Source organism: Vibrio xiamenensis (assembly GCF_900100015.1).
Lineage (GTDB): Bacteria > Pseudomonadota > Gammaproteobacteria > Enterobacterales > Vibrionaceae > Vibrio > Vibrio xiamenensis.
The window spans coordinates 19,689-39,827 of the sequence record NZ_FNDD01000022.1 but is presented as its reverse complement, the minus strand read 5'-3'; the positions used below and the strand labels follow the sequence as shown (position 1 = coordinate 39,827).

Genomic DNA, 20,139 nt, shown 5'->3' with positions numbered 1-20,139 from the left:
AATTGAGTTTTATATTAATCTCTCATTTTATAAAATGGAGTTTAATTTATAAGCCCAACTCTTCGCTAAGCGCTTGGATTTGTTTGAGATCCATTTGATGAACTTGAATCATCTGCTCCACTTGGCTCATTCTTGAGTTAGCTTCATCTTGTTTATCGCATGAATCCGATTTGGCATCCCAAGATGCACCATCAAGGTACGCGTCACACTCGGCCTTAAGCGCTTTAATTTTTGGCCCGAGCTCTTGCTTCTCTTTTTGCAGTGCTTTCAGCTCCGATTTTGTCTGTTCTTCTTTCTTAAACAGATCCTTGGCGCTTTCAAACATGGTTGCTTGCATATCAGTTTGCTGACTTAAACGGCTATTTTGCTTTTCCGCCGACTGCAATTTCTCACTTTGCTGCTCAATATTTTTGCTCAGCTCACTGTTCTTTTGCTGTTGCTCTTGCAGCTTTTTCTTTAGATCTTCAATTTGCTGTTCATATTGCTGCTTTTGCTCAGCAACCGCATCTTGCAGTTTGGCGTCGAGCTGTTTGTCGACACTGGCGAGCTTCATATCCACTTGGGCAGCTAATTGCTTTTTATCATCTTCCAAACTTTGGTATTTGGTTTCTAACTGCTGATAAGTCGATTCCCAATCTTTGGCTGTCACTGAAGAACCAACCAAGCCGCCAAGCGCAAGCCCTAACACGCCGGCAATCGCCACATAGAGATAGGTGCGCTTATCACGCTGCTCTATGACAACAACATCGTCTTCGGCTTCATCAACTTCATGGTGCTTATTCACTGCGCGCTCCTAGCGTAATAATTCTGAAATCACCAGAGTGCCGGTGTATAAAACCAATCCAGAAACGATGACGATAACCACCCATTTCTGCAGCTTTTCACTCGTTCGGTAGCGTATTAGTACAAAAGCCAAAACAATAAACAGCGCAATGGCAATCAGTCTCGTCATAACAGCTCCTTGATTCTTGGCCGACAGCGAAAAACGCCATCACCCAGCACTCGAATTATGTTTAGTTTACATGACTTATACGTAATTTGGTCAGCATCAGGTAGATTCCCCGTCGCTAATGCTGATTTATTAGTCAAAGCCACGTTTTTTCACATGACATCACGTTTCTTTTTGCGTACTATGCTTGGCACTAATTACCTTTTCTAGGTAATTGTTCCAATGAAGACTACAGGAGAGTGGTTTTTAACCAATTTATAACAATTGGTTAGTTTAACCCGCCGAAGAAGTAAATCTTTCAGGTGCTTTGTTCTGAACTCATTCAGAACCGCTTAAAGGACACCCTTTAAGCAAGCGAGGACTGTAGTTGGAGGAACCTCTGGAGAGAACCGTTAAATCGGTCGCCGAAGGAGCAAGTCCCACACGGGGTGAAACTCTCAGGCAAAAGGACAGAGGAGTGGAAAGAATCCATACGTGCTTTTTGCCGCCTGCGATCTCATGGGGCGAGCGTACTGTTCCGTCGATGTTTTATCGGCGACAGTGATGTTCAACCCGACAGCCCTTTCCCTCTTCTCCTTAGTAACGCATTATCCATTAAGGGGAAAACATGAACGACCTTCAAACCATTTTGCACCGTATCGACAATTTCGTCTGGGGACCACCTTTGCTGATCCTACTGGTCGGAACCGGTATTTTCTTTACCTTTCGCCTAGGCATGCTGCAGTTTCGTCATCTGCCAACCGCACTGAAACTAGTATTCTGCCGCGATAAATCCAAATCCCGCGCCGAGGGTGACGTATCAAGCTTTGCCGCGTTATGTACCGCACTGTCGGCCACCATAGGTACGGGTAATATCGTTGGCGTGGCAACCGCTATCAAACTCGGCGGCCCAGGCGCGCTATTTTGGATGTGGCTTGCAGCGCTATTTGGCATGGCAACCAAATATGCCGAGTGTCTACTGGCGGTAAAATACCGCAAAGTTGATGAAAAAGGTCAGATGGTCGGCGGACCGATGTACTACTTGCAATATGGTGTTGGTTCTAAACTATTGGCAACGCTGTTTGCCATTTTCGCACTGGGCGTCGCTTGTTTTGGTATCGGTACGTTTCCACAGGTCAATGCCATCATCGATGCCAGCCAAATCTCTTTTGGTGTCTCACGCGAAATTTCAGCCGTGGTTCTCACCCTGCTGGTGGCGTTTGTCACCTTAGGCGGCATTCAATCGATTTCAAAAGTGGCCGGAAAAGTGGTGCCGACGATGGCGGTGTTCTACGTGCTTGCTTGTATCAGTGTGATTGCTCTGAATGCGGAGCACTTACTTTCTGCCATCAGCTTAGTGCTCAGCTCTGCGTTTTCAACCACCGCGGCATCGGGCGGCTTTGCGGGCGCAACCATTATGATCGCCATTCAATCGGGTATCGCTCGCGGCGTGTTCTCCAATGAATCCGGACTTGGCAGCGCGCCAATGGCCGCAGCGGCGGCTAAAACCGACTCCTGCGTTAGACAAGGTCTTATCTCGATGACGGGGACTTTCTTTGACACCATCATCATCTGTACCATGACAGGCCTCGCTCTCATTCTCACTGGCGCATGGCAAAGCGATTACTCAGGAGCAGCGATGACGACCTACGCGTTTGCGCAAGGCCTAAGTTCCGACACCCTTGGACCTATGTTGGTATCTATTGGTTTGATGTTCTTTGCCTTTACCACCATTTTGGGTTGGAACTACTATGGTGAGCGCTGCGTGGTTTACTTATTCGGTACCAAGGCGGTCAAAGCGTATAAAGTGGTATTCCTTGCTTTGGTGGCATCAGGCGCATTTTTGCATCTCGATATGATTTGGATCATCGCTGATATCGTCAACGGTTTAATGGCGATTCCTAACCTAATTGGCCTACTTGCGCTTCGTAAAGTGGTGATCAGTGAAACCCAGCAATACTTCCAAGCGCTTAACGACAGCAAATCAGCGCTGTCACTGCAACGCTCATAAGCTGGCTTTAAATATCGAAGTAACCAGAAACGAAAAAAGCGCCTCCTAAGGGCGCTTTTTTTAATTAACTTTTGCAAGTTCCGATGGAGTAACGACGTTTTTATTAATCACATCTTCGCAATGGTACGGCACCAGAATTTCTTTGCCGTTGTGGGTTTCGATCACATTGCAAATCGGCTCTGCAGTCATCTTGTTCCAGCCCCACATGATCACGCCGACCATGAGTCCTATTGTTAACGGATCCGCTTTTACTTTCACTGCTCTGTTCTCCCTACCCTTTACTTTTTTGACTTTCCTCTGTCATTGAACTGACAGTAGCGCGAACAATCGCATCAAGTAAAGGCGCTGACTTTGTAAATGGGTACATCTCTTCAGTGCGTCTCGAATACGAGAGGCTTTAAACCGAAAAATTGAACCGTCATCAACTATTGGAAGATTTTAACCAAGCGTGTACGCTGTTTTTTGCGTTGAATATGCAACTTTTAATATACAAATCAACGCCTTTCACAATATCATCGAGCCGATTGAAAAAACCGCACTTAAGCGGTCTTCTCCAGCATCAATTTCACCCCAAATGCCACCAACACCACACCCGTGGTCCCTTCCATCCAGCGCATAAAACGGCTGCTCTTGAGTAAATTTTTGGCTTTATCGAGCGCGCCAGCCAGCCCGCACTGCCAAATCATCGCAATTACAAAGTGGATCGCCGCCATCAGCATTGATTGCAGTAATGGTGAATATTCCGGGTTAATAAATTGAGGTAAGAATGCGAGATAAAATACCGCCGTTTTCGGATTGAGGACATTGGATAAAAAGCCCTCTTTGAGCGAACGCTTAACCACGAACTGCGCACCTTGGCCTTGTCCAATCGCTAAATGCGCTTGACCTTTGAGTGTCGATCTCAGACTACTGATACCGAGGTAAACCAAATATGCCGCACCGACCATTTTCACCATATTAAATAACTCTGCCGATTGGGCGAGCACCGCAGAAATCCCAATCGCGGATAGTAATGCATGAACAAACAGTCCTGAGCAGATGCCCAAACTGGTGACACTGCCGTCAACGAAGCCGCCGCGTGACGTATTGCGAATCACCAACGCAGTATCGAGCCCTGGCGTCAGAGTAAGAATGGTAATAGCGATAACAAAGGCTTGAAAATTTTCGATCATGGCAACGACATCCTGTGCAAGATAAATCCATACGCCCCGCTCTATGCAGTTAACGCTGAGAGTGGCTAACACTGAATGTTGTCAAAACTGAGTTTTGCAATCGACAGCAGATAAAACCGGCCCATTTAGCGGCCAACGAATGGCGAGGAGACACACAAAGTAGCTTGAAACGCGAATGGCAACAAGCCACTTTTTTCACTTAACGATAATTGGCTTGGGCACAATGTTAAAACTTGCTAACATTTACCCTTCATTGCTATTTATTTTCGGGGTTTCCATGAGCGCTTTCAAACAGTTAGTCGATCATTCCAAAAAGATTTCTCATTTCAAACATCTCTCTGCCATTAGCGGTTGGGATCAAGCCACTGTGATGCCAAGTGGCGGTAATCAAGCCCGCTCCGAGGCGATGGCGCAGCTTTCCGTACACATTCACAGCTTGCAGACCGCGCCAGAGCTGGGTGAATTATTTGATAAAGCAGAGCAGCAACCCCTTGATAGCGAACAACAAGCAACACTGCGCGAGATGAAACGTGAGTGGCAACAAGCCACGGTTTTGCCAGAATCTTTGGTACAAGCCAAATCCTTGGCAGGTTTTAAGTGTGAGCACGCATGGCGCACGCAGCGCAAAGACAATGACTGGCAAGGTTTTGAGAAAAACTGGGCCGAGGTCGTGGCTTTATCTCAGCAAGAAGCGCAAATTCGCGCTGAAGCCACAGGCCTTAGCGCCTACGATGCGATGCTCGAACTTTACGAAGCCGGCACCAGTTCAGCGTCACTGGATACGCTATTTAGCAATGTGAAATCTTGGCTCCCTGAACTTATCGACCAGGTCATCGAAAAGCAGTCTCATGAGAGTGTTATCGCCCCGAGTGGCCATTTTGCCCGTGAAACGCAAAAGCAGCTCGGTTTAGATGTGATGAAACTGCTGCAATTCGATTTTGATCACGGCCGCCTTGATGAAAGCGTGCATCCGTTTTGTGGCGGCGTGCCGAGCGATGTTCGAATCACCACCCGTTATGACGAAAGCGAGTTCGTGCAATCTTTAATGGGGATTGTGCATGAAACCGGTCACGCGCGTTACGAGCAAGGCCTGCCCAAAGCCCTTGCTGGCACTCCAGCAGGTGAACCACGTTCGATGGGCATTCACGAATCACAGTCGCTATTTTTTGAAATGCAAGTCGCGCGCAGCGGCGCGTTTATCGACCACCTCGCAGCGCTGGCGCAACAACATTTCGCCAGCCACGATGCCAAACTGATGTCGAAAGCCAATCTGCAAAAGCTCTACACGCGAGTGAAAAAAGACTTTATTCGCGTCGATGCCGATGAACTCACCTACCCGGCTCACGTTATTTTGCGCTATGAAATCGAAAAAGAGCTGATCAACGGCAACATCAAGCACACCGATGTCCCAGAGCTTTGGGATACAAAAATGCAAGCCTATCTCGGCCTTTCAACCAAAGACAATTACCGCAACGGGTGTATGCAAGATATTCACTGGACAGATGGCGCATTTGGTTACTTCCCAAGTTACACACTTGGCGCCATGTACGCTGCGCAGTTTATGAATGCGATGAAACAAAGCGTGAATGTAGACAGCGCGATTCAAAGCGGCGACCTCTCGCCTATCTTTACTTGGCTTGGCGACAATATCTGGAGTAAAGGTAGCCTGCTAACCACCGATGAACTGGTGAAACAGGCCACTGGCGAAACCCTTAACGCCGAGCACTTTAAACAGCATCTGATGACCCGCTATTTATAACTGCACTATTGATAACTGCTCCGCATAAAAAAGGTCGACATGAGTCGACCTTTTTTATTACCTGTTTTTATTTAACCTCGGCTTTATTTAACCGCGGCGCCTATTACGCCTGAGCCAGCACGGCATCGATATCTTGAGCGCTGTGGCGCTCTTCAACGAATCCGTCACCAGTGCGATTGACGATTCGACCACGTTTTACTGCGCTGCGGGCATCAATAGCTTGAGCCCAGCGCTGAACATTTTTATAGCTTTGCACATCTAAAAACTCTGCGGCATCGTAAGCACGGCCAAGTACCAAGTTGCCATACCATGGCCAAGTAGCGATATCGGCAATGCTGTACTCATCACCGCCAAGGAAAGCGTTATTGGCAAGGCGCTTATCTAACACGTCCAATTGACGCTTAGCTTCCATCGCAAAGCGGTTGATTGGGTATTCAAATTTCTCCGGTGCGTAAGCATAGAAGTGACCAAAACCGCCGCCAAGATAAGGCGCAGAGCCTTGCAGCCAAAATAGCCAGTTCATGACTTCAGCGCGCGCTTTACCTGCGGTTGGCAACAAGTAACCGAACTTTTCAGCCAAATAAAACAAAATGTTACCAGACTCAAACACGTTAATTGGTTCGGCGCCAGAGCGGTCAACCAAAGCGGGAATTTTTGAGTTCGGGTTAACCTCAACAAAACCGGATGAGAATTGATCGCCTTCGCCAATTTTGATCAAAAACGCATCGTATTCCGCCTCAGTCACGCCAAGCTCAAGCAACTCTTCTAGCATAATGGTCACCTTCTGACCATTTGGCGTCCCCATGGAGTACAGTTGAATCGGGTGTTTGCCGACTGGCAAATCTTGTTGATGACGCGCACCAGAATCAGGACGGTTAATGCTTGCCCACTGACCACCATTTTCGCTGTCCATCGTCCACACTTTTGGTGGCGTATATTGAGTTGTCATTGTGCTTCCTTATCAAAGTTGATTATCGGCTTTCTTCATCAATATTGGGCTGGTAGGGTAAATTTACTAGCCCTAAATGTTCATCGCTTTATAATCTTTGGTTATGAACAACACATCTTGGCTATAAAGCATTTTGTTCTCTAACAGATTGAAATAAAAAGAGAGATTGCACATCAATTATCCGTGCGCTGTGCGGGCAGTGAGCATTGCACTTATGCGCAGTTTTCTCTAGATTAGCCATTAGCAGCTGTGCAAATTAGCTCGCTTAAAAAAGATTTAAAAGGACTGTTTTAAAAGGGAAAGTATGAAGAGTCTAGTGATTGTTAACGTCGGCCAAGCGCCAAAAAATCAACTCGAAAAGTATGGCGATTTTGAACTGTGGGCCAAACGCGCGATCGGCGAACCAGTTGTGCCAATTGTCTTTCATGATGGCGTCGCCGAGCCACTGCCCGATTTTGATACCCTCGCGGGCGTCATCATTATGGGCTCACTTGCCATGGTGACGGAGCAAACACCTTGGATGAAGCGCTTAGGTGAGCAGATTTTGGCGTTAAATAACCAGAAAATTCCACTGCTTGGGATCTGTTTTGGCCATCAGCTTATCGCCGATGCCTTAGGCGGACGGGTGGATTATAATCCACGCGGACTTGAAATCGGCACCATCGAGCTGGAGCGCTGTGATGACGCGCAGCACGATGCGCTATTTTCATCCGTCTCCCCACAATTTAAAGCGCAAGCAGTGCATTTTCAGTCGGTGCTCGATCTGCCGCCTCATGCGGTGCGTCTGGCCAAAAGTGCCATGGATGACAATCACGCCTTTCGCGTCGGCGAAAATACTTGGGGCGTGCAATTCCATCCGGAATTTACCCCAGACATCATGCACGATTCTTTGAGCAATCAAAAAGATCATTTAGGGGATGAGTACGCTAGCAAAGTGCAATGTGTCACTGACACAGAGCAAGCCAAACAAATTTTGGTTCAATTTGCTCAACTTTGTGCTGAACGCACCTAATACTGTTACACTACCCGCCTTTTTGGCGAGCTCAAATGCACTCGCCAAAACAACAGTAAATTAAGTTATTAATAAATAAAGGATTATATATGAATCTTTCAGCAAAAACCGTGGTTGTCATCGCGATCGGCGCGGCGCTTTACGGTATTGGTGGCTTACCGATGTTCGGGATTCCCGTGTTTGCCAATACAACTTTAAAACCAGCTATGGCAATCTTGGCGCTTTTTTCGGTATTATTCGGCCCCTTAGTTGGCTTCCTAGTGGGTTTTATCGGTCACTGGGTCACGGATTTGTTTGCCGGTTGGGGCGTGTGGTTCACTTGGGTATTGGGTTCAGGCATCGTTGGTTTTGTGCTGGGTTTGTATCCACGTCTAACCGCTAACCGCTTGGCACAAGGCGAACTGTTAACCAAAGACTTACTGTTATTTGTGGTATTGGCCTTAGTGGGCAATATCGTCGGTTACGGCTGTTCTGCTCTTCTTGACACCGTTTTATACGCTGAACCGTTTAGCAAAGTCTTTACTCAATTGGTGATTGTCGCAGCAGGTAACACTGTGCTGATCGCAGTTGTGGGTTATTTCATCCTTAAAGCCGTCGCTAAGCGTAATAAACAGAGTCGTAATCTAACCGAGGCCTAAGCTTTCATGACCATCCAATTTTCAGACTTTAGCTTTCGATATGAATCGTTAGACAAACCCACGCTTAAACACATAGATCTAGAGATAGCGAGCGGTGAAAAAGTTCTGATATTGGGAGCAAGCGGCAGCGGAAAATCGACATTAGGCCATTGTCTTAATGGCCTCATCCCCAACGCCATGCCCGGCGAAATCACTGGGCAGCTTGAGCTCAACGGTCAAAACGTACAGTCTCTGACCATAGATCAAATCAGCCAACATGTGGGCACGGTATTGCAAGATACCGACAACCAGTTTGTTGGCCTCAGTGTTGGCGAAGACATTGCTTTTGCTCTAGAAAATCAGTGTCGTTCGCGCGCCGAAATGTACCCACTGGTCAAAGCCACCGCCGAATTGGTGGAACTTGGCGACATGCTCGAACGCTCGCCGCAGCAGTTATCTGGCGGTCAAAAACAGCGTGTATCTCTGGCCGGCGTTCTGGTTGATGACGTCGATATTTTGCTGTTTGACGAACCGCTTGCGGCGCTCGATCCACAATCGAGCCAAAAAGCCGTTGAAATCATCGACAAGCTAAGCAAAGAGACCAACAAAACCATCATTATTATTGAGCATCGCCTTGAAGATGTATTGCATCGCAGCGTTGATCGCATCGTGTTGATGGATAACGGCAGCGTCGTTGCCGATGGCCGCGCCGAAGATATTCTGGTCTCGCCACTGCTTGCTCAATACGGCATTCGCGAACCTTTGTACTTAACGGCGCTGCGCCGCGCTAATTGCCACATCTCAAGTGCCGATCATCCTCACCAGCTTAGTGCGATGCCTTTAGACCAATACGCCTCGCCGCTCGCAGATTGGTTTCAAAACGCGTCGCCCTACTGTCCGCCGCCTCACGGTAAGCCGTTACTGCGCATCAACCAGCTGAGTTACAGCTATCAAAATCAGGTTAATGTGATCGATGCGATGAGTTTTGGCATTGCGCGCGGCGAATTTGTGTCGATTTTGGGCAAAAATGGCTCTGGTAAGTCCACGCTGACCAAACTGATCATGGGCGTTGTTGATGCCGATAGCGGCAGCATTGAATTTGACGGCCAAGATTTGGCGTCGCTGTCGATTTTTGAGCGCAGCCAAAAAATCGGTGTGGTGATGCAAAACCCTAACCACATGATTTCTCATCATATGATCTTTGATGAGATCGCGTTTGGGCTACGTAATCGCGGTTTGGACGACAGCCAAATCGAGTACAAAGTAAACCAAGTTCTTAACTTGTGCGGCTTAAGTAAATATCGTCATTGGCCGATTTCTGCGCTGAGCTATGGGCAAAAGAAACGCGTTACCATCGCATCGATTTTAGCGCTTGACCCTGAACTTATCATTCTCGACGAGCCAACCGCGGGGCAAGACCATCGCCACTATACCGCGATGATGAAGTTTATTAAGCGCCTCAATCGCGAACTGGGCATCACCGTGGTGATTATTTCTCACGACATGCATCTGGTGCTTGAATACAGCTCTCGATCGCTGGTGTTTAGCGACGGCAAAGTCATCGCTGACGCGCCTATGGTGGAGATTTTCAGTAACCCGCCACTGCTCAAGCAAGCGAACCTTGCAACCACCAGCCTGTATCAATTAGCGCAATATGCACAGATTGATGACACCCACGGCTTTATGCGCCACTTTATTCAACAGGAACAAGAGACACCCCTGGCATGAGCACTTCCAAATCCCAATTTGGCATTCAATATGTCGATACCGGCTCTGCGCTGCACGCGCTAAATGGCATTACAAAATTTATCGTCTTCATTTCTTGGGTCACTATCGTGCTCACCACCTTTGACCTGCGTATTATTCTATCGATGGTGGCAATTGGGTTGGCGTTGCTGGCCGTGTCGCGCGTGCCATTTTCTGTGTATCGTCCACTGCTGATTGGTGCGGTTGTGATGCTGTCGCTCAACGCGCTGTTTATGTTTTTGCTTGCGCCAAGACAAGGTGATATTTACATCGGTAGCCAGCACATTTTGCTGTCGCTGCCTGGCGATTACTCGCTAAGCGCCGAAACACTGTTTTATCTGGTCACGGTGACCCTTAAGTACTTCAGCATGTTTCCGATTGCGTTACTGTTTGTGTTCACCACCCACCCCACAGAGTTTGCCGCGAGCCTGAATAAATTGGGTGTGCCCTATAAAATCGCTTATGCGGTGAGCCTGACTTTGCGCTACCTGCCTGAAGTCAAAAACGATTTTGTCAATATCATGCACGCCCAGCAGGCGCGCGGTATTGAACTATCGAAAAAAGCGCCGCTGTTTGAACGGCTCAAAAACAGCGCAAAGATTTTGATTCCGTTACTGTTTTCAAGCTTGGATCGCGCAACCGATATTTCCAACGCCATGACACTGCGAGGCTTTGGTCAGCACAAAACGCGCACTTGGTACAGCCAAAAGCCACTCACTCAAACTGATTGGCTGTGGATCGGCATCATGCTGCTACTCACCATTGCGGCCATCGCCAAACGTATTCTCGACAATGAGCTATTTTGGTATCCGTTTTATTAAACTCAATCGTTAGGATTTGGCGTTTTCAAATGAAGCAGGCAAATCGCTTGACGCGAACTTCTTGCCCATTCCGAAGAAGCAATTTTACGCGATCATGCGTTTATACGGCGCGAACGAAGAGATGCAAAGCGGCGAATATCAAATGCCGGAAGTGAAAAAAGCGGACTAAGTTTGTACGTCGCATCACCCATCCATGCGACGTTTAAACGGCAAAGAGGCAGGTATCCCCTGCCTCTTTTTCATGCCTGATTCGCTGTTAACGATTAAAAGGTTCGAATCGCATCAACATCGCGCTTCGCCGATTCAATCAAGCCTTTTTGCTCATCAACCGCGCTCATTAACTGAGTGATTTGCTCACTGACATTGGCTAAGCGCTCAAAGATGCTCTGCATCGATTCGGTTTCTGCGCCGTTGTAGACCACCGCTTGATCCACATGGCTGCTGATGCGCTCAATCCCAACACGGCACTCTTCGGCTTGTTTCGCGACCGACTCAATGCTTTGCTCAATTTTGGCACTCGACGAACGCGCGCGCGCCGCCAAATTACGCACTTCATCTGCCACCACGGCAAAGCCACGGCCCTGTTCGCCTGCGCGCGCCGCTTCAATCGAAGCATTGAGCGCCAGCAAATTGGTTTGATCCGAGATGTCGTTGATTTCCAGCGCCAGCGAATTGATGGTACCGACACTGCTGCCGAGCTGAGCGATTTGGCCTTTAAACCCGCGAATAAATTCCGCATCTTCTCTGGTTGCCTGAGCGGCGGCGTTCATATTGTCACAACTGCTCGAAATATCTTGAGTTGACGACTTCGCCCCTTCAGCGCATTCACTCACCGAACCTGCCAAGTGTTCAACGACCTCATGCAGTTTCTCAAGAGAATGGGATACGCTGCTCATGCGGTCTTGCCACACGCCATCTTTGCGATGCACGGAGGCTTCGAGCTTACTGATACTTTGCTTATACGATTGATTTTGCTCACCAAGCGTCGACACTTGCTGTTCGTAACTCGCACAATCGTCGAGCAGGAGTTGTAATCCACTTTGAATATGTTCAAGCGCATGACCATGACGGCTAACACGACGACTATTGTGCAATTGAGAGAATAGTTTACGTTCAAGCTTAGTGATATTGCCAACCAGTGATTGGCAAATCATGACCATATTGATAAACCCAAGCGCAAACAAAGCCGCGATATAGATTGTCAGATCAAAATTATTATCAACCAGCCAATAATAAGCGAGAGCAAGTACAATGATCGCGATATCTGCGACGGCCAACTTACGAGTAATTGACAGTTTAAAGAGCATGTGAGTCCTTATTGATTTGTATCTGAGATTGGCTATCTCAATCCATTTAATTAAACTTATTGCATATTGTTTTTATATTCATGCGCAATCGTTACATCACCATTAATAACGTTTTCTTTTTGAAAAGATTAGAATTAACGCTATTAACTTTCGATTATAAGGCGACTCATTCAGAAACTGAATTAGATTTATAGTAAATACTCTAATAGATTCATTCCGAACACCATTCCAAGCCTTATGCGATAAGGGCGTCTCATGAATGAGTTTTATGATATGTAATTTTGAATCTGAAAAATATCCATTTACAGGACGGTCAACTATATATTTAAAACCTATCACAGGTTAAGCGCGGTTATTTTTCGACTCGCCATACCAATAGAAAATTATTCGCCGGCATCGCAATTCGCTCACGCAAAATTAATCCTGGCGCCCACTGCTGCAACTGCTCTATATCACGAATCCCACCAAAACCTTGGGCGAGAATATGGCGATCAAATTCCTCATCCGACAAACCCGTGTAATCACCCGCTATTTTCATCGGTCCATATTGGCAAAACACCCCACCCTTAGGCAGATGCGAAGCCACCAGCGCCATCATTAATTGCGCTTCGTGCACTTGCATAATATGGGTGGTATTAGCGGTGAACACCGCATCGACATCCAATTTTGGCCAGTCATTCACGCCGACGATAAACTCGCAAGGTGCTACAAGATTATTCAGTTTCGCATCGCGTAAATAGGCGTGAATACTGGCATGATTGACCGCTGAATCACTGGTGTGCCACTTAAGATGGGGTAAATGTTTGGCAAAATGAATCGCGTGCTGCCCCGTCCCTGAGCCAATTTCCAATACCTGAGTGGCGTTGGCAAAATGCACTTGGAGCTGCTCAAGTATTGGTGCCTTATTACGCTCACAAGCCGGAGCAAAATTTTTCGACATAACCGTTCCTCTATCATTGGCGCAAAACTTAACCTATTGCACCGATGATAACGAAATCCTATGCAGATGGGAGCAACGATGGTGAAAAAGTCGCGATTAACGATTAACGAATGACTTTGTTCAACGGTCGAGTTTACTGAGCGACTAACGTTACTTAACGACTGACGTTAGTTAACTACAGACACGACTTAACTACTGACATAGCAGCGGCGATGGCGGTTGAGTACCACCGGATGTTGATTTTGGTGAAACAGAGTAAAAATCGGCGCGAGGCCTTGTTCTCGTTTGAGCTGATATTCAGCGTCGGTGATCGGTACCACCCAAAGCGGTTCAACCGGATACGGCGCCAGCGAAAAATCATCCAGCAGCGTATCGTCGATTTTGATTACTGGGCTGATAAACAAAAACTTCGATAAAGTACTGTGTGAATAAAGCGGTTCCGACCAAAACACACTGTGGCCATAACCAAGTGCAAAATCGTCGATAAACGGTAGCGATGACAGCCACACCATCCACTCAATATCTTGTTCGGTGACCGTATCCAAATACAAAATCAGCTCTGTCGACCAGCGTTCTTGATGATAGTCTTCAGGAAACGTTTGTACTTGACTGCTCATTCCCGCGGTAATGAGAATGTCGTGAGGACGTCCAGTGTCGCGCTTGGAATAATGAGCAATCACAATCTCAGGAACACGCTGATGACGGTCACTCAACTGTTGGTTAGAGTACAACTTGGCATATTTACTGCCAAAATGCAGATTGTAATGTTTGAGCTCAGTTTCAATGTATTTGTTCATTCGTCTACTCGCTTTGGATAACGTCTTTATACCCACGGATACCGCCCTTGACGGCGTGCGATATCTTGAGGAATCAGAATCAAGTCATACCAGTTATTTGACTGGGCTTAACATTTAGGCGGCTATTTTGGCCAAATTAGTTAAATCGAGTGACACATTTTTGAGACGCCGCACACCATTCCGTTGGTTAGGAAATTTGATATTTCTTAGCCGTCAAAGACTTAGTTGTGTAATCACTCAATAACTGCGATTGGCTTTTTCCTTGATTGTGATAAAACAGCGCGCCGCCCTGTTCCAGCTGCGAAAAATGGCCCTGAATCGCGGCCAATACCACGTCGATACGCTTTAACGTCAGTGCGGTGCAGCTTTGTCCAGCAAGATCGTCTTCAATATCCAACACATGAGAGCGAAACATCTCAACCAAAAACAGCGCGTGAAATTGCGAACCACTTTGCAAAGCCTGTTGCCAGAGCTCAACCGTATTCTCGATTCGCCCAATGACCGCCTTACTCGCACCCTTTTCAACCAGCCAAGCCAAGCGCTGGCGATAATTACTCAGCGCCGCTTGCTTCCATACGCGATACAAGGCCAATTGCTGGTCAATATCAAACCCTAGCAGCCACCCCGAAATAAAGCGGGTTTCAAAACGCTCTGCGGCGTGAAATAGCGGATCGCTTAGGCCATTACTATTAAATTCCGTTAACGGGTCGAACCGATACATATAGCCAAAATCAAACAGCTTCAGCGCTCCGCTGTCATCGACCAATAGATTCCCTTGGCATAAATCCCACTCCATTAACCCGTGCTTTTCACAGGCAAACAGCGTATCGAGCAGTTGCTCAGCCAATCCTGGAGTCAACTCATTGAGCGCTCGACCTTCAATCCACGGAGACAAGATAATGCCAAGCCGATAATCGGCATAAACGGTATCAACAATGTGATGAAATGGCTGGTGAGATTGAAACTCGTGACTGTGATGGCTTTTTAACTGTGCAAAATCCGCGCGGCGCTGCACTTCATTAAGAAACGAATATTGACCATCAAGATTGGCCACTTTTGCTTGCGGGCGGCGTTTCTTGAGTGTGTAGTCTTTGCCATCACACGATAATCGAAACACTTGCGCGGTTAATCCTGAGCCAAAGTACTCCACCACGCTTGGGTGCTGAGCATCGATCGCCGCCAGTTCGCTCGGAGGCAGCGGACAATGACCCGCATCGCCGACAATGATATTGGCGCGGCTTTGATCAAATTCGGCCTGTTGTTGCTGACGTCGATTCATGTTGCTCTCCTTCGCATAAGACATCTTTACCTAAGACATCACCCACGAATTAATATTGATGACAAACCCTGTCTTCACATCCTCCTTACCAATATGTTTTAGGGCGCAGAGCGCTAGGCGTAGTCTCATATAGTTAAAGCAAAACTTGTTTCAAATATATTTTGGTTTTATTAACATCGATATTAAAACCGTAATCGATTACATTTTCTTGGTCAGCGTTATTATTACTTACCCAACAGTACGATCATTATTTTTGGACAGAGTTATGTTTTAATTCTCAACAGATAAATATGAAAGGCTCAATTAATAAAATATTACTTACATTACAAACACCTTAATTTATGCAATTATCAAACACTATAAAAACGCAAAATTATGGCATTTTTATGACGATTTTTCACAAAACAGACCAGCGATAAACCTAACCTTAGCCAAACAAAACTTGAGCTTAATCGAATCACACACAGCTTATGTAAACACTCAATAAATATAGCGCCAGTTTGAATTTTACATTTCACTACTCTAAGCGAAAAACGCATCAAATCAGCTCTGGTTTTGATAGTAACCTGACTATTTAAAGACGATTATCACTTTATTTAAACCTGCCATCATTCTGCTTATTCAACGCATAATAACTGGTCAAATGTTATGATATTTTCCACTTCTATTTTGTGTCTCAAAAATAAACTTAACCATTTCTATTTCCCTCTCTAATCTGATTTTCGACCCCAACCGGAAAATAAAGGAATGGATACCATGAAGATCAAACTTTGTATTTTAGCCAGCTGCTGCGTATGGAGCAGCGCTAACTACGCCGCCAACTGTGTTTACGGCTGCCCATCGGGCGTCAGTGGCGAACAGCTCGAACGCTCGGTGTACACATTAAGCAATAACGCCACCACCAAATTTGCCGACTGGGTGGCTTATCACGTCACCACCGATACCATCAACGGCCCATCGCGCAGTCGCAACTGGAAAGCGGACCCCGACCTTGATAGCGACGATACACTTGAACCTGCCGACTATACCGATGCTCACGCGACCATCGGCACCGACCGTGGCCACCAAGTCCCGCTGGCGGCGTTCAGTAACGCCGACGATTGGGCGATGCTTAACTACCTTTCCAACATCACTCCTCAAGCATCCGACCTCAATCAAGGCCCCTGGGTCGATTTAGAATCCGCAGTGCGTGACTACGTCGAAACCGGTCAAGATGTGTATGTGGTATCCGGGCCTTTGTACGAGTGGTATTTCGCCACTCTGCCAGAGGCTGACGAAAGCCATACCATCCCAAGTGGTTACTTTAAAGTGGTGATTACCGATGTCGATGGCTGGGTCGAAGCGTCGGCGTTTATCATGGAACAAGACGCCTCACGCAGCAGTGACTATTGCTCCTATGAAGTGACGGTGGATGAGGTGGAGTCGCGTTCAGGTTTGGACATCATGCCATCACTGGCTTCTTACAAAGAAAGCGCGGTGGAAGGTGCAGTGGGCGGCCTGACCAGCGCGCTTGGCTGTGACTAAGTGATCTCAGGCGCTGCGCTCAAATAGAAAAAGGCCAGTCTTATGACTGGCCTTGGCTGCGCTGAAAATATCAGTACCATTAACTAAATGCAGTGTTGAGGTCTAGGCGTTTCGCTTTCAATTACCGAACCTCACGGTTTAGAAATCTCCTTGAGTCACCTTAACCGCTTCTTGCATTGGCGTCGGCAGCGGGTTGGAATCTCGAGTGGTAAGCGACAGCGCTTTGGTTGCGCGCACCACCGCTTTTTGGGTTAAGTTATTTGAACTGTCCCCAACCAAAATGCGATAACGTGCTTTGTCGACATCCCAGCTGTCGGTGCTTTGCTCATAGTAAGCAAACGAGCGAGCATTAAGTGGAATCGTTACTTGCTTACTCTCACCCGCTTCGAGATACACCTTACTAAAGCCTTTCAGCTCTTTCTCTGGACGGTCAACCGACGAGTTAAGCGGTTTCACATACAGCTGCGCAGTTTCATAGCCAGCTTCGCCGCCGGTGTTGGTGACCGTGAAGGTGGCGTAAAGCGTGCCATCTTCAGAAACCGTATTTGAACTTAGCGCCAAATCGCTAAACGCAAAGCTGGTGTACGACAGGCCAAAACCAAATGGATAGAGCGGCTTTTTCCCAGACTGGTCATAGCCACGATAGCCGACATACAAACCTTCTTCATAGGTCATTGTCTCTTTGGCATCATCGCCAACGTAGTCATCAGGGTCTGAATAGGACGCATAACTTGGGTTATTTTCGATCTTCTTATCTAAGGTGATCGGCAATTTACCCGATGGATTCACATCCCCGTAGATGATTTCAGCCAGTGCTTGACCACCAAGTTGACCGCTATACCACGCATGTAAAATCGCGCTGGCATTGTTCGCCCACGGCAGCATATTCATGCCACCACCACCATGCATCACAACAATAGTATTAGGGTTGGCTTTAATCAGTTTGTTGAGCAGCACTTTTTGTTGATCCGGCATATCAAAAACCGAGTCCATGCCCTCGCCTTCGGTTTCATAGTTGCGTCCAACCACAGCAACCACTGCGTCGTAATCGCCAAGATCGCTTGGCGGTGTCAGCGAAGCCCAGCTCAACTGTACGCCGTTAAGCCCGCCCAATGTCGGCTGATAGTATTGCTCACGGCTGTATTCCAAACGCACTTCATACAGTTTTCCAGCTTTAAGACGGCCCGTTTTAACGCTTTGTGCCAAGGCATCTGGCACATCAGTAGCACGAGGTTCGCCATCACTTTGCAAAATTAACTCATCATCAAGATAGAGCTTAAATGGGCCGTCGGCACGCACTTTAAGCACATGATTGCCGCTGATTTCAGGCTTGAATTTAGCGGTAAACCGCGCCGAAAATGCGCCCAAGGTCGCGCTGACATCATCGACACTGCGCTCTTCGTCACCGAGGTTGTTGGTCATCTCCGTCCAATCGAAATTGACCACCGGAGCGGTGCGACTCACATCGGCTTCGCCGTCTAAATCGGTGTTACTAAAAAACTCCGCTTCAACACCCACATCACAGTCGTCACGGGCTTCGGTGCAACTTGGCAGGTACCACTTGCTTGTGCTTGGGGTTAACGACATGCCCGATAAAAACACCACATTGCTTGAGCTGGTATTGAGCGCCTGTAAGCCATTGAGCTCGCTGACGTAATCCGATTCAGCCACCGAATAAGCGGTGCCAAACGGTGAGCTAGGCGCGTGCTGGGCAAAATCGCCCACCACCGCGATGGTCGAACTTTTGCTCAGAGGCAATAAATCGTTATCATTTTTAAGCAGAACGATACCTTCACGGGCGGTATCAAGCGATGCGCTTAAACCTTTGTCGGTATTTTCCAGCGATTGCGCGTCAAAAGTGCGTTCATCAAAACCATAACGCACCAATGCGCGCAGGTTGCGCTGCACTTTGTCGTCAATGACGTTTTGTGTCAACGTGCCCGCTTCCAGCGCCGGAGTCAGGGTCGATTCGGTAAATTTAAGCCCAGATGGCATATCCAAATCTGTTCCAGCCCATGCACCTTTTACGCCATCCGTTATCGAGTTAAAGTCAGATAATACAAAGCCTTGATAGCCCCATTCCCCTTTAACGATGTCGGTAATGATGTGGTGATTTTCACACGCATATTCGCCGTTAATCTGGTTAAAACCACACATTAGACTGGCGATATCGGCGTTTTTCACCAACGATTCAAACGGCGTTAAATACAGCTCACGTAGCGGTCTTTCATCAACAATCACATTAAGATTATGGCGATCCGCTTCTTGCTCGTTGGCGATTAAGTGTTTGGCACTGGCTTGTACCCCTTGGCTTTGAATACCGTTGGTGATTGCAGGCGCCATCACCGCGCACAAAAATGGGTCTTCACCACAAATCGACTCTGCGGCACGGCCATTAAATGGCGTGCGGTACAAATTCGCCACTGGCGATAACATCTGCTCGCCACCAGCGATGCGTGTTTCATACCCCAAGGCACTGCCGACTTCTTTGGCGCGATTTAGGTTCCACGTAGCGGCGAGTGCGGTTTGTGAAGGATAACCAGCGCCGAAGTTACCACCATCAACATGCACAGCAAGCGAGGAGTCATACGCCACGGTACCTTCGATACCAAAACGCGATGAACTTGGAATCATGTGGCCATCATCAACACGGATGAAGGCAATTTTTTCAGATTGAGTCATGTTATCGAAGATAGCGCTGACGCGCGCTTCGACATCGGTCCATGACATATCGTTGTAGTACGCATGAGCAACGCCAGAAGTTCCTGCGCTCGCCAATGCTATCACTGCTAAAGCTGTTTTATTTTTCGACATTTCTGTCTTCCTTATTATATTCGACGAACGACTAATTGGTTTGCTGCGCCGCGGCTACGGCATCATCTTTTTTTACATCAGCGCTAAACAGCACAGGCATGTCGGTGGTCGAAGAGGAAGATTTATAATCTCCAGCGTGGGTAATATTTTCTTTGTTTTCCTCATATTGCTGTTTGAGCTTTCTGACTTGCTCAGTCGATTGAGAAGATGAGTCGGCCCAACTGGCGGTCGAAACCAGGCTGGTGAACACCAGTAAGGCCGCATTAATTTGCAACGAACGTGTCATAATCGATCCTTCCTTTGTTTATCATTGACACACACCAAGTAACCTAACTACTTAGCCTTAATTGGTGCGAAAGTTCACAATAGGTTATGTACAGTACCGTTCAGTATTGTTATGAAAATGTCAGGGAAAGGAAAAAAGGAATTGATTGCGCGAATAACATTCAAATTACTGATAAAA

At 47.3% G+C, this 20,139-nt stretch carries 19 protein-coding genes and 2 riboswitches; of the genes, 8 read left to right on the top strand and 11 right to left on the bottom strand.

Annotation, left to right across the window (positions count from 1 at the left end; translation table 11 throughout):
- Nucleotides 1–46: 46 nt before the first annotated feature.
- Both BLS03_RS16545 and BLS03_RS25705 read right to left on the bottom strand, forming a co-directional pair.
- Nucleotides 47–784: a chromosome partitioning protein ParA gene (locus BLS03_RS16545; RefSeq protein ID WP_093276448.1), complete on the bottom strand. Its 738-nt coding sequence runs from the start codon at nt 782–784 to the stop codon at nt 47–49.
- A 9-nt stretch (nt 785–793) separates the two neighbouring features.
- A complete protein-coding gene (locus BLS03_RS25705; RefSeq protein WP_093276446.1) occupies nt 794–952 on the bottom strand; it encodes a hypothetical protein in 159 nt (52 codons plus the stop codon).
- A 219-nt stretch (nt 953–1,171) separates the two neighbouring features.
- Nucleotides 1,172–1,274: riboswitch (glycine riboswitch) on the top strand.
- A gap of 44 nt (nt 1,275–1,318) precedes the next feature.
- Nucleotides 1,319–1,412, top strand: a riboswitch (glycine riboswitch).
- 144 nt (nt 1,413–1,556) lie between these two features.
- Between BLS03_RS25705 and BLS03_RS16535 the strand changes: the two genes are divergently transcribed.
- Nucleotides 1,557–2,939 (top strand): alanine/glycine:cation symporter family protein, encoded by a 1,383-nt coding sequence (locus tag BLS03_RS16535; RefSeq protein ID WP_093276444.1) that lies wholly within the window; start codon nt 1,557–1,559, stop codon nt 2,937–2,939.
- 60 nt (nt 2,940–2,999) lie between these two features.
- On the opposite strand, the gene BLS03_RS16530 is transcribed toward BLS03_RS16535, so the two are convergent.
- Together BLS03_RS16530 and BLS03_RS16525 are read right to left on the bottom strand one after the other, a co-directional pair.
- Entirely contained in the window at nt 3,000–3,197 is a 198-nt protein-coding gene (locus BLS03_RS16530) for a hypothetical protein (protein WP_093276441.1), read from the bottom strand.
- A 281-nt stretch (nt 3,198–3,478) separates the two neighbouring features.
- On the bottom strand, nt 3,479–4,111 hold the full coding sequence (locus BLS03_RS16525) for a LysE family translocator (RefSeq protein WP_093276439.1): 633 nt from the start codon (nt 4,109–4,111) through the stop codon (nt 3,479–3,481).
- A gap of 277 nt (nt 4,112–4,388) precedes the next feature.
- Here BLS03_RS16525 and BLS03_RS16520 point away from each other — a divergent pair, with 277 nt between their 5' ends.
- Nucleotides 4,389–5,870: a carboxypeptidase M32 gene (locus BLS03_RS16520; RefSeq protein WP_093276567.1), complete on the top strand. Its 1,482-nt coding sequence runs from the start codon at nt 4,389–4,391 to the stop codon at nt 5,868–5,870.
- A 103-nt stretch (nt 5,871–5,973) separates the two neighbouring features.
- Here the strand turns inward: BLS03_RS16520 and yghU are convergent, their stop codons facing one another.
- On the bottom strand, nt 5,974–6,819 hold the full coding sequence (gene yghU / locus BLS03_RS16515) for a glutathione-dependent disulfide-bond oxidoreductase (RefSeq protein WP_093276436.1): 846 nt from the start codon (nt 6,817–6,819) through the stop codon (nt 5,974–5,976).
- A gap of 304 nt (nt 6,820–7,123) precedes the next feature.
- Between yghU and BLS03_RS16510 the strand changes: the two genes are divergently transcribed.
- The 5 genes from BLS03_RS16510 (at nt 7,124) to BLS03_RS25700 (ending at nt 11,184) form a co-directional block, all read left to right on the top strand.
- Entirely contained in the window at nt 7,124–7,831 is a 708-nt protein-coding gene (locus BLS03_RS16510) for a glutamine amidotransferase (protein WP_093276434.1), read from the top strand.
- Between the two features lie 89 nt (nt 7,832–7,920).
- On the top strand, nt 7,921–8,469 hold the full coding sequence (locus BLS03_RS16505) for an ECF-type riboflavin transporter substrate-binding protein (RefSeq protein WP_093276431.1): 549 nt from the start codon (nt 7,921–7,923) through the stop codon (nt 8,467–8,469).
- Between the two features lie 6 nt (nt 8,470–8,475).
- The gene (locus tag BLS03_RS16500) at nt 8,476–10,176 is read left to right on the top strand and encodes an ABC transporter ATP-binding protein (protein WP_093276428.1); all 1,701 of its coding nucleotides are present in this window, start codon (nt 8,476–8,478) and stop codon (nt 10,174–10,176) included.
- The gene (locus tag BLS03_RS16495) at nt 10,173–11,015 is read left to right on the top strand and encodes an energy-coupling factor transporter transmembrane component T family protein (RefSeq protein ID WP_093276426.1); all 843 of its coding nucleotides are present in this window, start codon (nt 10,173–10,175) and stop codon (nt 11,013–11,015) included. The genes BLS03_RS16500 and BLS03_RS16495 overlap by 4 nt, the downstream gene beginning before the upstream one ends.
- Before the next feature lie 16 nt (nt 11,016–11,031).
- On the top strand, nt 11,032–11,184 hold the full coding sequence (locus BLS03_RS25700) for a hypothetical protein (protein WP_176765622.1): 153 nt from the start codon (nt 11,032–11,034) through the stop codon (nt 11,182–11,184).
- A gap of 94 nt (nt 11,185–11,278) precedes the next feature.
- On the opposite strand, the gene BLS03_RS16490 is transcribed toward BLS03_RS25700, so the two are convergent.
- The 4 genes from BLS03_RS16490 to BLS03_RS16475 form a co-directional block, all read right to left on the bottom strand.
- Nucleotides 11,279–12,322 (bottom strand): methyl-accepting chemotaxis protein, encoded by a 1,044-nt coding sequence (locus BLS03_RS16490; protein WP_093276423.1) that lies wholly within the window; start codon nt 12,320–12,322, stop codon nt 11,279–11,281.
- Between the two features lie 352 nt (nt 12,323–12,674).
- Nucleotides 12,675–13,262, bottom strand: coding sequence for a DUF938 domain-containing protein (locus BLS03_RS16485; RefSeq protein WP_093276421.1), 588 nt, complete (start codon nt 13,260–13,262; stop codon nt 12,675–12,677).
- 188 nt (nt 13,263–13,450) lie between these two features.
- Nucleotides 13,451–14,059 carry a suppressor of fused domain protein gene (locus tag BLS03_RS16480; RefSeq protein ID WP_093276418.1) on the bottom strand — a complete coding sequence of 203 codons (609 nt, stop codon included), beginning with the start codon at nt 14,057–14,059 and terminating at the stop codon, nt 13,451–13,453.
- A gap of 187 nt (nt 14,060–14,246) precedes the next feature.
- Complete coding sequence (locus tag BLS03_RS16475) at nt 14,247–15,338, bottom strand: protein kinase family protein (RefSeq protein ID WP_093276416.1); 1,092 nt, start codon at nt 15,336–15,338, stop codon at nt 14,247–14,249.
- Between the two features lie 756 nt (nt 15,339–16,094).
- Here BLS03_RS16475 and BLS03_RS16470 point away from each other — a divergent pair.
- A complete protein-coding gene (locus tag BLS03_RS16470; protein WP_093276414.1) occupies nt 16,095–16,862 on the top strand; it encodes a DNA/RNA non-specific endonuclease in 768 nt (255 codons plus the stop codon).
- 138 nt (nt 16,863–17,000) lie between these two features.
- On the opposite strand, the gene BLS03_RS16465 is transcribed toward BLS03_RS16470, so the two are convergent.
- Nucleotides 17,001–19,676: a beta-glucosidase gene (locus BLS03_RS16465; RefSeq protein ID WP_093276413.1), complete on the bottom strand. Its 2,676-nt coding sequence runs from the start codon at nt 19,674–19,676 to the stop codon at nt 17,001–17,003.
- Nucleotides 19,677–19,707: 31 nt separating this feature from the next.
- The gene (locus BLS03_RS16460; RefSeq protein WP_093276410.1) at nt 19,708–19,962 is read right to left on the bottom strand and encodes a hypothetical protein; all 255 of its coding nucleotides are present in this window, start codon (nt 19,960–19,962) and stop codon (nt 19,708–19,710) included.
- Nucleotides 19,963–20,139 lie beyond the last annotated feature (177 nt).